The organism is Marinicellulosiphila megalodicopiae (assembly GCF_045862395.1).
GTDB lineage: Bacteria > Pseudomonadota > Gammaproteobacteria > Pseudomonadales > Natronospirillaceae > Marinicellulosiphila > Marinicellulosiphila megalodicopiae.
This window is the reverse complement of sequence record NZ_AP023087.1, coordinates 216,821-230,091: the sequence shown is the minus strand read 5'-3', so window position 1 is coordinate 230,091 and position 13,271 is coordinate 216,821. Positions and strand designations below refer to the sequence as shown.

Annotated in this window: 11 protein-coding genes; 5 read left to right on the top strand and 6 right to left on the bottom strand. The window is 33.4% G+C overall.

Going from position 1 to position 13,271, the window contains the following annotated elements:
- The first annotated feature begins 1 nt into the window (after position 1).
- Both TYM08_RS00925 and TYM08_RS00920 read left to right on the top strand, forming a co-directional pair.
- Positions 2–817: a hypothetical protein gene (locus TYM08_RS00925; protein ID WP_422381098.1), complete on the top strand. Its 816-nt coding sequence runs from the start codon at positions 2–4 to the stop codon at positions 815–817.
- A 20-nt stretch (positions 818–837) separates the two neighbouring features.
- On the top strand, positions 838–1,311 hold the full coding sequence (locus tag TYM08_RS00920) for a hypothetical protein (RefSeq protein WP_422381097.1): 474 nt from the start codon (positions 838–840) through the stop codon (positions 1,309–1,311).
- 64 nt (positions 1,312–1,375) lie between these two features.
- Here TYM08_RS00920 and TYM08_RS00915 read toward each other — a convergent pair whose 3' ends face one another.
- From TYM08_RS00915 to TYM08_RS00900, 4 genes are all read right to left on the bottom strand, one after another.
- Positions 1,376–2,485, bottom strand: coding sequence for an ABC transporter ATP-binding protein (locus TYM08_RS00915; protein ID WP_422381096.1), 1,110 nt, complete (start codon positions 2,483–2,485; stop codon positions 1,376–1,378).
- A gap of 4 nt (positions 2,486–2,489) precedes the next feature.
- The gene (locus tag TYM08_RS00910) at positions 2,490–3,356 is read right to left on the bottom strand and encodes a carbohydrate ABC transporter permease (RefSeq protein ID WP_422381095.1); all 867 of its coding nucleotides are present in this window, start codon (positions 3,354–3,356) and stop codon (positions 2,490–2,492) included.
- Entirely contained in the window at positions 3,346–4,269 is a 924-nt protein-coding gene (locus TYM08_RS00905) for a carbohydrate ABC transporter permease (protein WP_422381094.1), read from the bottom strand. Before TYM08_RS00905 ends, TYM08_RS00910 begins: the two co-directional genes overlap by 11 nt.
- 89 nt (positions 4,270–4,358) lie before the next feature.
- Positions 4,359–5,618, bottom strand: coding sequence for an ABC transporter substrate-binding protein (locus TYM08_RS00900; protein ID WP_422381093.1), 1,260 nt, complete (start codon positions 5,616–5,618; stop codon positions 4,359–4,361).
- Between the two features lie 327 nt (positions 5,619–5,945).
- On the opposite strand from TYM08_RS00900, the gene TYM08_RS00895 reads away from it, so the two are divergent.
- Both TYM08_RS00895 and TYM08_RS00890 read left to right on the top strand, forming a co-directional pair.
- Complete coding sequence (locus TYM08_RS00895) at positions 5,946–7,031, top strand: HD-GYP domain-containing protein (protein WP_422381092.1); 1,086 nt, start codon at positions 5,946–5,948, stop codon at positions 7,029–7,031.
- An 86-nt stretch (positions 7,032–7,117) separates the two neighbouring features.
- Positions 7,118–7,540, top strand: a complete 423-nt coding sequence (locus TYM08_RS00890) for a hypothetical protein (RefSeq protein ID WP_422381091.1) — start codon at positions 7,118–7,120, stop codon at positions 7,538–7,540.
- Between the two features lie 933 nt (positions 7,541–8,473).
- On the opposite strand, the gene TYM08_RS00885 is transcribed toward TYM08_RS00890, so the two are convergent.
- Together TYM08_RS00885 and TYM08_RS00880 are read right to left on the bottom strand one after the other, a co-directional pair.
- Positions 8,474–9,481, bottom strand: a complete 1,008-nt coding sequence (locus tag TYM08_RS00885) for a transposase (RefSeq protein ID WP_422381090.1) — start codon at positions 9,479–9,481, stop codon at positions 8,474–8,476.
- Between the two features lie 291 nt (positions 9,482–9,772).
- Positions 9,773–10,183: a VOC family protein gene (locus TYM08_RS00880; protein ID WP_422381089.1), complete on the bottom strand. Its 411-nt coding sequence runs from the start codon at positions 10,181–10,183 to the stop codon at positions 9,773–9,775.
- A 218-nt stretch (positions 10,184–10,401) separates the two neighbouring features.
- Between TYM08_RS00880 and TYM08_RS00875 the strand changes: the two genes are divergently transcribed.
- Complete coding sequence (locus TYM08_RS00875) at positions 10,402–13,269, top strand: PKD domain-containing protein (protein WP_422381088.1); 2,868 nt, start codon at positions 10,402–10,404, stop codon at positions 13,267–13,269.
- Positions 13,270–13,271: the final 2 nt, after the last annotated feature.

Here is a 13,271-nt window from a genome sequence, read left to right as displayed (position 1 = left end):
TATGAAAAATTATATTATATTAGCTTTATGTATCTTCTTGTTTTCTTGTAATGCTGATCAATCACAAACAGAAGGTTCACAAGACGGCGCTGGTTCCGGACAAGAAAGTCAAACCGGAAAAGGTGGATCAACAACACGATTTACGATTGTTGGTGATTTTCTTTATGTGGTTGAAAACAATCAACTAAAAACGTTTAATATCGCAGATGATATTGAAGGTCCTAAATTGATAAATACACTTGATGTGTCTGATGAATTAGAAACTATTTTTCCTTATGCAATGAATAAAAATACCGTTGATGAAGAAACCGTTTTATTATTAGGTGCTATAAATGGCATGCATATTTATAAAATTAATTCAGATGGAACACCGAATCATGGCGATCAATTAGTATTAACTCACGCAAGATCTTGTGATCCAGTGATTGCTCAAAACGGATACGCTTATGTCACGTTAAGAGGATCATCAAATGGTTGTTCACAAGGGTCAAACGAATTACAAGTATTAGATATTAGTCAAATTGAACTTCCCTCTCGAGAAAAAATTATTCCAATGGATGGCCCTAAAGGTTTGAGTTTTTCACAAGACGGTAACGCTTTATTAATATGTGATAAATATTCATTAAAAGTATTTTCACTTATTAATCCGATTGAGCCTGAATACATAAGAGAATATTTATCGGTTCAATGTGATGACATATTACAATTTGGTGATCATTACATCGCAACGGGTACTGACCTTTTAGAAATTTATACTTTTGATTCTCAAACAAACTCATTAAAATTAGAAAAAGACTTATTAGACACTGAGTTATAAATAAGACGGCTCAAAATGGCATGCATATTTTTAAAATTAAAGAAAATGGAAAACCCGATAATGGTGAGCAATTAATTTTAAGCCATCAACGATCTTGCGATCCTGTTATTGCTAAAAACGGATACGCATATGTAACTTTACGTTCATCTGCTGTAGGTTGTTTTATTGGCTCAAATGAATTACAAATCATTGACATAAGCCAAATAAAATTACCACAATATGTTGGCTCAATTCAAATGGATGGTCCGAAGGGGTTAAGTTTTTCAAATGATGGAAGTGCTATATTAATTTGTGATAGAGATTCACTAAAAATATTTTCCATTTCGGATCCGGTATATCCAATAGAAATGAATGAATATGAAACGGTTAAATGTAACGACATCGTTGAGTTAGATCATCATTACATTATTACTGGCGACGAACTACTTTCAATTTATTCTTATAATCCACAAGATTTTAGTTTAACCTTTGAAACTGATTTATTAGCGCTTTAATTTTTTAACTCAATTATTTATAAAACAAAAAGTTGGATTCATATTTATGAATCCAACACAATTTTTAAATTCTATATTCAGTTTTCACATCAAAAAATACAACTTTTTGTGTATTCACCATTAATTTAATTACTTCCCCTACTGGCCGACTCGCCTCAGGATGCACGCGACAATTTACATCTTGGTTATTAATTTGTAATGTAATTAATGTGTCCGCCCCTGTAGGTTCCACCACATCCACAATCGCACTAAATTCAGTACAAAATTTTTCGTCAATTTGATGAGGAATCACCTGAGTAATTTGCTCTGCTCTTAATCCAACAATCACTTCAGAGTCTATGTATTTTTTTAAGTTGTCATTTTCTGAAGGAATATTAATTTCGTATTTTTTATTATTCACCTCCCACAATGCAAATAACTCACCTGAATGATCAATGATTTTACAGGTAATAAAATTCATAGACACTGATCCCATAAATCCTGCTACAAACATATTCACAGGGTTATCATAAACTTCTTGAGGGGTTGCGTATTGCTGAACTTGACCTTCGTTCATGATGGCAATTTTATCCGCCAAAGTCATTGCTTCGATTTGATCGTGCGTGACATACACAATGGTTGTCTTTAATCTTTGATGTAATTTTTTAATTTCAGAACGCATTTCAACTCGAAGTTTCGCATCCAAATTTGAAAGGGGTTCATCAAATAAATAGATTTTAGGTTTTCGCGCTAATGCACGACCCATTGCAACTCGCTGACGTTGACCACCTGATAACTGAGCCGGTTTTCGATCTAATAAATTGGTAATTTGTAATAAATCCGCAACGCGTTCTACTTCTTGTTTGATTTGCTGTTTTGTGAATTTACGAATCTCCAAGCCAAATGCAATATTTTTACGCACACTCATAGTTGGGTATAACGCATAACTTTGAAATACCATTGCTATATCACGATCTTTAGGCGCGACTTCATTCATTAATTCATCATCAATTAATATTTCACCTGATGTAATATCTTCTAACCCTGCAATACTATTTAATAATGTTGATTTTCCACAACCAGATGGCCCGACTAAAATAATAAATTCACTGTCATTAATTTCTAAATCAATGCCTTTTAAAATTGGGTTAGCACTGTAGGTTTTTGTCACATTTTTAATTGTTAATGAAGCCATTTTTTTATCCCTTTACTGAACCGGCACTTAAACCGCGTACAAAATATTTACCTGCAAGCACATAAACAATGATGGTAGGCAATGCAGCAATAATGGCACCTGCCATATCTACATTGTAACGTTTTTCACCTGTTGAACTGTTTACTAGATTATTTAAACCGACAGTTACAGGTTGAGAATCTGGATCACTAAAAGTAACGCCAAATAAGAAATCATTCCAGATTTGGGTAAATTGCCAAATCACACTGACCACAATGATTGGCGTACTTAATGGAAAAATAATTCTAAAGAAAATCCTTAAAAACCCTGCTCCATCTAATTTTGCTGCCTTGATTAATTCAACAGGAATTGAAATATAATAATTTCTAAAAAATAATGTTGTAAACGGCAGTCCATAAATGACATGCACAAAAATCAAACCATAGATGGATCCTGAAATTCCCATGCGACCTAACGATTGAGACATAGGTAATAAAATAGCTTGGAAGGGAATAAAACAACCAAATAAAATCAAAGCAAACACTATTTCACTGCCTTTAAATTTCCAAAAACTTAATACATATCCGTTAATTGCACCAAGTACGGTTGTGATCACCACCGCTGGAATCACAATTAAAAGTGAGTTAATAAAATATGGTTTTAGCCCTTTGTCTTCTCTTGCTCCAATTTGCGCTTCATTCCACGCTTGAGACCACGCATCAAAATTAAACGATTTCGGCCATTGAATTAACTGTCCTATTCTTATTTCTTCCATCGATCGAAATGATGTCACCACCATTAAGATCAATGGCAATAAATAATAAGCGGCTATTACAATAATTAATGCATACAGTAATGATCGTTTTGTGATTTTTTTATATTTAGTATTCATCTTTTTTACTCCTTAATTGAGAATATAAAAATGGGACTAAAATACTGATAATACCCATTAACATTACAACAGCACTGGCCGCTCCCATTCCAATACGCGAACGAGTAAAAGAAAATTGATACATAAAAATAGCAGGAACATCTGTTGAATTTCCAGGCCCTCCTCCAGTCAATGCCATAACTAAATCAAAGGATTTAATTGCAATATGCGCAAGCATAATCACAGCAGAGAAAAACACAGGACCCAACGAAGGAATAATAATACGGATATAAATAGTGCTTAAACTTGCGCCATCTATTTGAGCGGCTTTAATAATGGATTCATCTACACTTCGAAGCCCAGCTAAAAATAATGCCATCACAAAACCTGATGACTGCCACACTCCTGCAATCACAACAGTGTAAATGGCTTTATCAGGATTAACTAACCAATCAAATTCAAAATTTTCAAATCCTATCGATTGAAAGAAATTCTCAAGCCCAACAGAAGGATTTAGTATCCATTTCCATACAGTGCCTGTCACAATAAAAGATAACGCCATTGGGTATAAATAAATTGTTCGAATAAACCCTTCACCACGGATTTTTTGATCCAATAGAATTGCAAGAAACAATCCTAAAACTAAACAAATTGCAATAAATAATATGCCAAATACTGCCAAATTTTGTAAGGCATCCATCCAGCGATCATTTTGAAATAATTTTACATATTGATCAAAACCAACAAACTCATATTGAGGTAACATTCTTGATTTTGTAAAAGATAAAACCGACGTCCAAATAATAAAACCATAAATAAAAACTACAGTTAAGACTAGCGACGGTGACATGACTATTTTCGGTAACCATGTTTCTAAAACATCGCCCAAGCCACGTCTTTTTTTGGGAATGCGGACACTTTGATTTGAAGTCATATTGATTCCATTTTTTATCGACTACCGTTAAAAAAATATACGGACAAATAAAAGGCCAGATTAACTGGCCTTTTTCATTAATTATTTTTTTACATTTCAGCTTTCACTGATCGTGCTAATTTTTCAACGGCTTCTTTGGAGCTCATATCGCTATTAAAAAATTCAGTAACAACATCAGAGATTGCCCCTTGAATCGCCGCAGTGGTCGACATGCCGTGCGCCATAGAAGGCACCAAACCTTTTTTCATTGAGGCTGTTTGTTTAAATGTATTCATTGATGCTTTAGCACAACTATCAAATCCTGACATGTCTTGATCGGTTCTTGCAGGAATAGAGCCTTTGTTCATATTAAACACATCTTGGAATTTCTCTGATAATACAAGCTGCGCCATTACATTTTGTGCCGCTTCTTTTTTCGAGTCTTTCTGCTTAAACATGGCTAATGAATCGATATTAAAGGTGAATTCGCCTTCTGTTCCAGGAAAAGCTAGACACTCATAATCTTTACCAGGCATTTTTCCTGCCGCGGTAAATTCCCCTTTTGCCCAGTCACCCATAAATTGCATGGCTGCTTCACCTTTAATGACCATCGACGTTGCAACGTTCCAATCACGACCTGAAAACCCATTATCCAAATATTGATTCACCTTTCTAAACTCATCAAACGCTTTGACCATAGTTGCACTAGATAATGCTTTTGGATCATGTTTAACAAATGCTTGATCAAAAAATTCAGCGCCGCCAACTGCCAATACAATTGACTCAAATGTGGTTAAGTCTTGCCATGGTTGGCCACCATGCGCAATGGCGGTAAACCCTGCTGCTTTAATCTTATCAGCGGCCATCCATAGCTCTGGTAGAGTGGTTGGAATTTCTACGCCTGCTTTTTTAAAGACTTCAGGATTTGCCCACATCCAATTGACACGATGCACATTAACGGGGGCTGCAACGTACTTACCCTCGTACTTCATAACATCTGATACCACAGACGGTAAAATTGCATCCCATTTATTTGCTTTAGCAACAGAAGATAAATCCGCTAAAAATCCAAGCTCGCCCCACTCTTGAATTTCTAGACCTTTTATTTGCGCAGACGTAGGTGGATTACCAGACACCACACGTGAGCGTAAAACAGTTTTTGCATTTTCTCCCCCGCCCCCTGCTACTGCAAAATCTTTCCAAACATGGCCTTCGACCTGCACCATATCTTTTAATACCGAGATAGACTTAGCCTCCCCACCTGATGTCCACCAATGCAATACTTCAACTTCGGCTGCATTGGCTATATTTGCACTCATTGTCGAGGCGGCTAAAACGGAAATACTTAAGAGTGTGTTTTTAAAATTCATTTTGATCCCTATAAAAAAATTTGCGTAAATACAATGATTTAAATGCCACAGAGTGATGGATGCGCTGATCCTATTTTTGAAAATAAGTGATGTTTAATCATAATAAAAAGTAGACAACTAAATGAATTTCGTCAAAAAATAAACGTAAAATATATATAAATATGTCAAAAATCATACTAAGTTCAAATTATTTAAAATTCATCTAAGGCCAAATCGAATTTCTCAATTCATGGCATGAAAACATAACTTTTTAACAACTTGATATTTTACAAAAATTTACGACCAAGCAATGGGTTACAACTACACTAAAGTTGACTCGGTGGTGGAATGCATACAATGTTAGAATTTAGAACTGAACAGTTAAATCAAGAGTTACTGCAAAACCTGCATGAAGAATTTCATGAAAATTTAGCAGATGCTGAAAATTTAATTATTGAATTGGAGCATCAACCTAAAGAGACTGAAAAGCTCAGCGCACTATTTAGAAATATCCACACAGTTAAAGGCAATTTAAGTATTGCACAATTACCGCCGTTAATTCCTGTATTACAAGAATTAGAAGACGTTTTAAGTTTGGTTCGACAAGGTGAGCTTGAATTTAATCCTAAAATTGGCGATCTTTCGTTATTATTACTTGATCATGTTAAAACATTTTTAAATGACTCACTTGAGTCGGAGACTGTGTTTTATGACGCAAAACTTTATGAAGATGTTGGAATACAAATCAATAAAATATCAACCCATAGCGACCCTGAGTTACAAATTCTCAAAGCCCTTGCTCTGTTGAATCACAACCAACCTTCATTAATAGAAATAGAAGAATCGATGCTTCACAATCAGTTTCCTGAGCAATATCCTGATTTAACTTATTTTGCCAATTTAATTCCTAGCGTCGAAAATAGAATGCCTCAATGGAAAGGACGAACCAATCGATTACTCAATCTTGCGCATAGAATGCTAGACGGCAGCCAATACGATTTTGATTTTGAACAAATAGCAGCGGCTATTTATACACATGATATTGCGATGTCGTTTTTGCCTATCAAATTGCTATCTCGCGAACAGCCCATGACCCAAAATGAAAAAAAACAAATCAAAGCACATGTTTATGCCTGTAGTTTTTTATTATCCCAAAGCGAGCATTGGCAGCAAGCCTCAAGAATTTTGCATGAGCATCACGAATGGGTCAACGGTCTAGGTTACCCTAAAGGTCTGACTGAAAACGATATTCACCCTGGCGCTATGTGTCTGTCTATTATTCATGCTTATGAAGCGATTACACATGGACATTATTATAAGTCCGATTATCAGAGACCTGTAAAACGTGCATTGGTTGAACTCAGTAAACTATCAAATCAGCAATTTAGTGCATTTTGGGTTGAACGCTTGATCACATCGTTATACATACATTAATTTACGACACCCATATAAAAAATATAAAATATTTACATACTATGCGCATTTTATTACAATAGAGATACATTTACTTTCAATGCATAGTGAATATCATCATTTATTCAAATAATAACAGCCCACTCATAAATATTTCCGAAGAACTTGATACTTTAAATATATTGAATTCAATTGAATTGGCTTTGCCTCACCAATCAATGATAGCACTGTATTGCGAAGCTCAACAAAGCCTAATCAATCGAGCTACCTTTAAACTGATTAACTGGTTAAAAGTGAAATTTAATCTCGCGTTGCCTTTACGACTACACAAAGTCAATTCATTTGGTGATGACTACATCAATTTCACGTTACGTTGCACGGCATTTAGCCAGATTTTATTTTTTAATATTGAATTTAATATAAATGGTGATTTTGAATTCACCAGTGATACAGGCTTTAATGCAAATACATTTATTAGACACACAAATGTTAAACACAATCATAAATCTCAAAAACTGATATCCGTTTAATTAACTGACAAACAATAAAATGTAGATATCAATAAATATTTTTTACCTGTTATCGTTATAAAAAGACAAGAACTTGCTAAAGAACTTGCTAAGGAACTTGCTAAGACATACTGAATTAACAAGAACTTGCAAAGACAGACTGAATTAAGAATCAAAGCAATTAATAAATCACTAAGAACTTGCTAAGACATACTGAATTAACAAGAACTTGCAAAGACAGACTGAATTAAGAATCAAAGCAATTAATAAATCACTATATCCCTACAATTCTAGCATTATTTATAAATTCTAAATTTTTACCAATAACGGACATGAAATTTTAAAAAGAACTTGCAAAGACAGACTGAATTAAGAATCAAAACAATTAATAAACACTATATCCCTACAATTCTAGAGAACTTGCAAAGACAGACTGAATTAAGAATCAAAACAATTAATAAACACTATATCCCTACAATTCTAGCATTATTTATAAATTCTAAATTTTTACCAATAACGAACATGAAATTTTAAAATACATTCAGATTTGTCAATTTTCAGACATACGGATTTTCTAATTCCGAAAAACTAGTATTTGTGATTGAAGCTCGATATGTTTTTTCTAATTTTTTTGTTTTCCAAAATAATACAAGCAGTTTGATACGTTTAATGCACGCTCTCGCCCAAAGTTTTTGACTGTTTCTATTATAAGAACTTGCTAAGACAGACTGAATTAAGAATCAAAGAGAACTTGCAAAGACATACTGACTTAAGAATCAAAGCAATTAATAAATCACTATATCCCTACAATTCTAGCATTATTTATACATTCTAAATTTTTACCAATAACGAACATGAAATTTTAAAATACATTCAGATTTGTCAATTCTCAGACATATGGATTTTCTAATTCCGAAAAACTAGTATTTGTGATTGAAGCTCGATATGTTTTTTCTATTTTTTTTGTTTTCCAAAATAATACAAGCAGTTTGATACGTTTAATGCACGCTCTCGCCCAAAGTTTTTGACTGTTTCTATTATGGATAACGATTCACCCACAATGCCTTTAAAACTTGATTCGAAATTTGAGGTAATATGTGCCCACTTAACTGGATCTATATTGAGTCGCTGCATAAGTTCTGGTATATCTGAATCAATTTTACCTGCTTTTCCTTTTCTGGACTGCCTTCCTGTCCATTCTACTAATTCAATATAGCTTGTCAGTTTGCATGGAATCCCTTTAGGCATATCTTGCCTTGATTGACTTACAAAGTTTAAAAGACCTTTGACTTGCTCTGTTTGATTATTTGGCTTATTTGTTTTTAATGATTGTTCGATGCGTTTTTTGATGCTGGTATGTGCTGATTTTTCTGGTGTTTTTGCCATTTTTGCGCGCACTGGATTGAGATCCACATATGCCATACAGGCTAATAATGCTTTTTCATCAAGCAATGCTTGAGACTTGAAACGACCTTCCCAGAATTTTCCTGTGCAATTATCTTCTCGATTGGCGCTTCGTGCTAATGGCTCATTAATGCATTTCATGAACCAACCTAAGTCCATTAGTCGACTGCGAAACTCATCCGCTCGCTCTTTTACCAAATCCATCTCAATTTCTGATAAAAGCTCACCTTTGGCATATTTTTGAGTTAATACTGTGCCATTATAAATTTTATGCCAGCGCTCAATGACTTGTAAATCCGATAATTTACTCGACTCGTCTTTATCTACAAACACCACTAGGTGAAAATGATTTGACATGATCGCATAGGATGCTACTTTTATATTAAATATCGAGGGCAATTCTTCTAATCGATTTTCAATCCATTCTTGTCTGTGTGAATAATCCTTTTTAGTCACTGCATCCTTACCCAAAATGTAGCACTGCCTACAGCAACGGCTTATCAAATGGTAAAATGGCGTCGCCTCTACAGATACGAGTTTACTTCTGGCTATTGGCATTATTCATCCTCTTAAAGATTCATTTATCGATTTCTTTAATCATATTTAAAGAATAGATTAAGATGATTGAATTGCTTTTTTTGTTTTGTGTCGTTTTGTTGCTTATTTAGTGTGTCTTGCTAGTACTTTTTGGGATTAGCTAATCAGTGTGTCTTGACAATACTTCTTGACAATACTTTTTGGGATTAGCTAATCAGTGTGTCTTGACAATACTTCTTTTGGGATTAGCTAATCAGTGTGTCTTGACAATACTTTTGGATTTTCAATAATCTTCATAACAAAGAGGTAGCATTAACTTTCTGCAGGAAAAGCAGCAGGATCCATCCACATGATTTCCCAAACATGCCCGTCTAAATCTGTAATATTTCGGTTATACATAAATCCCAAATCCTGAACAGGATTAATATCCGCAACACCTCCATTTTGTGCTGCAATTTCATTAATACGATCAACGTCGTCACGACTCTCAAACGACAATGCAAGTAGTACTTCGCTTGAGGTCGTTGGGGGGATTGGACGCGCTGTAAATGTCTTCCATTTTTCATGGGTTAATAACATTACATTTATGGATTCACTCCAAACCATACATGCTGCGGTGTCATCGGTGAAATTTTTATTATTTGTAAACCCAATGGATTCATAAAACGCAATTGAGACCTCTAAATTAACGACTGGTAAATTTATAAATATCATTTTTGGCATAAGTGATTACCTTTTAACAATTAAATTGGTTGATTGATTAATAAGTTAGCAACACTATAACTTAGATTTAAAAATAGGTAAATTTCTTAGAATCGCGGCTATTGAGGATAATAATCAATATTTTGTGAACAATGCATCTACAAAATTAAAACAATGCTTTAGGATGAAATCCAAAATAGAGTATTATAGGGTGATATAAAATTATTTAAGAGGGATACATGAAAACTTTAAACCTATTTTTTGTTACGCTATTACTTTCGTCTTGTTTAGATAACTTGGTTGAAGCGAATAATTCCACCGACTCAGAATTGGATACTAATACGGAATCTGGTATTGAAACAAATACAGAAACTGAATCAAGTGATTCCATCGAAACTGAATTAGTCGTGATAGATCCAGATCAGTGCATTTGGACCGTAAAGAAAATTTACGATTACAATTCTGTTATTTTGTCAGTGTCATTATTAAATGAAGCTACATGCGATCAAACTAATCTGCAAAAACCAACTATAGACATGGGCGATGGAAGCGCCCCATTTGTTGTGGAAGGCGATTATGTTACTTATGAATATGAAAAATCCTTTATGGAATACGACATTAAATTAAATAACGAATTAGCGCTGACTATATATGGAGATGCAGGTTCAATTACTTCTTGCTCAATTAGTTCTCCAGAGAAAATCAGCATTGAGTCTATTATAGATAATGTATTAATTTTAAATTATGGCTATGAAGGATATTATAGTTGCGAGCATAATTCAGCCCAAGTCTTAATCGATTTTAATGATGGTAGCCAGCCCGAAGTTTACAACCAAGGAAAAATAAAACATATTTTTTCCGATATCGGCGAATATAACGACATTACATTTAATAGCTTATCGTTGGCTAATTTTAATAATTTCGTTCCACCTGGATACGAGCAATATCAAGATAATGAAGAGTTGTTAGTTAATATTTCTGCAGACGATTTAATTAATCAGTGTGATGGGGAAATACCAATTACTCAATTGACATTTGTAGTTGATGAAAATAATAATAAACAAATTAATTTTATTCCAAAAGGAACAATGCTTTCAGCAGACAAATGCACACAATCAGATGTAAAATATTTTGAATGGAATTTTGGAGATGGAAGAAACACTAAAACATATGTAGATTCAAATTTTGATGGTTCGATCATTCATGAATTTAAACAAAATAAAACGTATATTGTTACGCTTAGAACCCCCGAAAATAATATCGAGAAAATATATGAAATTACTTTTGAACAGGATGAATTTAAATCAAAACTAATTGGGCAACATCAAATTGATTCAGGTAATTTTGATGCATGTCATTTTGATGTTTCTTTAGCAAATGACTCCTATAATATTATGATTTTAGCAGTTGATGTTACAAATCCAGACACTTGTGATATGCAAAATATTATTCGCCCTATCATTGACATGGGTGATTCAAGTGAACCTTTTTCTGTAGAAACGGATTACGTCAAATATATCTATGAAAATCCAGATTTAAATTACGACATAAAATTGAATAATGAAATTGTGTATACAACTCTAGGAAATACATCCATATCGACAGATACTGGATGCCTATATACTTCTAGTTTAATTGAAGTGATTTCATTAAATAAAAATAAATTAACACTAAATTATAACGATGACATCTACATTGGCTGTAAAAGCAATAATGGTAGTCTAGTTGAAATAGATTTTGGAGATGGTGCACCTTCTTATTATTCACAAGGATTAATCGAACATGTATTTTCAGAAGCTGGCGTTTATCAAATTAAATTTGATGGACAGTCATTAAATAATTACAATTCAACTGGCGATAACAGTAATTCAGATGATATTTATACCGTGACGATTGATCAAAGTGATCTTGAATTTTCATGTGCGGATTTTTCTGAATTCATTAACGTCACATTAATGCAATCTATAAAAGGTAACAACAGCGTTAATTTAAATGCTGAAATAATGAAGTTAAATGAAGATGGCTGCACCTTGAGTTCGCTAAACACAGTATATTGGGACATGGGTGATGGATATCTAGCAAAAACTGGTGGAAGTATTTCACATACCTATTTGCGTAATGGCAATTATATTGTTACTGCAAATACAGCAACAGGGGATTTAGAATCAAAATATAAAATTATCATTAGTGATAATGAATCTACATTAGAATTAATTAGACAAACTAATTTTGAATTAAATGAACCATTATCAGATGATTTTGTACAATGTGACTGGGAATTAAATTATAGGGTGGATACAAATACATATAACACATTTATTTTTGATTTAACTGCTAAAAATTCTGAAATTTGTAATTATGCATACAGCACTCGACCAATTTTGGATTTAGATAATGGCAGTGCTGCATTCGAATTTAATACAGATTATTTAACTCATCAATTTGCCAATGCTTCAAAATACTATGACATCAAATTAAATGATGAATTTGTTGTTTCGATATTGCCTGAATTATTTACAGTCTCTAATTGCCAGGCAATAAATCCAGTTGAAGCAGAATTCATTTCACAAATTAATAATCAAGTGAATTTAAATGTATTTGTAAGAGAATCAATATGCTCAAGTCAAACGGACAATTTGACGATTTCATTTGGTGATGAAAGTATTGACCAATATTATAATACTGGCTCACTTACACATATCTACAGCCAACCGGGTACGTATAACATTACTTATTCTCAGTATGGTGATTGGGAAAATTTAACCAGCATAGTCATTTCTGACGAACAACTAACCCAAAATTGCAATGCACAATTTAATTCGATTTCATTACAAAGTTCTTACGATGAATTAAATCCAAATACAATTCAGTTTTCAGCAATGGCAAACATTATTTCAAATCAGCAGTGCACAAGTTCGCAAGTGAAAACCTTACATTGGGATTTTGGTGATGGATATCATACAGACGCAACTTTAACTATGATGCATCAGTTCAAACAAGATGGTGAATATACTGTAAGCGTTTCAAGTGATGAAAATAATATTTCAGTGCAATATCAATTAAAACTTAATGCAGGTGTCATTGAATTAAATAAAATCACTCAATAAAT

Excerpts from the sequence above, each read along its gene's own strand:
- TYM08_RS00925 (WP_422381098.1), top strand. The coding sequence starts at position 2 with ATGAAAAATTATATTATATTAGCTTTATGTATCTTCTTGTTTTCTTGT.
- TYM08_RS00920 (WP_422381097.1), top strand. The coding sequence starts at position 838 with ATGCATATTTTTAAAATTAAAGAAAATGGAAAACCCGATAATGGTGAG.
- TYM08_RS00915 (WP_422381096.1), bottom strand. The coding sequence starts at position 2,485 with ATGGCTTCATTAACAATTAAAAATGTGACAAAAACCTACAGTGCTAAC.
- TYM08_RS00910 (WP_422381095.1), bottom strand. The coding sequence starts at position 3,356 with ATGAATACTAAATATAAAAAAATCACAAAACGATCATTACTGTATGCA.
- TYM08_RS00905 (WP_422381094.1), bottom strand. The coding sequence starts at position 4,269 with ATGACTTCAAATCAAAGTGTCCGCATTCCCAAAAAAAGACGTGGCTTG.
- TYM08_RS00900 (WP_422381093.1), bottom strand. The coding sequence starts at position 5,618 with ATGAATTTTAAAAACACACTCTTAAGTATTTCCGTTTTAGCCGCCTCG.
- TYM08_RS00895 (WP_422381092.1), top strand. The coding sequence starts at position 5,946 with ATGCATACAATGTTAGAATTTAGAACTGAACAGTTAAATCAAGAGTTA.
- TYM08_RS00885 (WP_422381090.1), bottom strand. The coding sequence starts at position 9,481 with ATGCCAATAGCCAGAAGTAAACTCGTATCTGTAGAGGCGACGCCATTT.
- TYM08_RS00880 (WP_422381089.1), bottom strand. The coding sequence starts at position 10,183 with ATGCCAAAAATGATATTTATAAATTTACCAGTCGTTAATTTAGAGGTC.
- TYM08_RS00875 (WP_422381088.1), top strand. The coding sequence starts at position 10,402 with ATGAAAACTTTAAACCTATTTTTTGTTACGCTATTACTTTCGTCTTGT.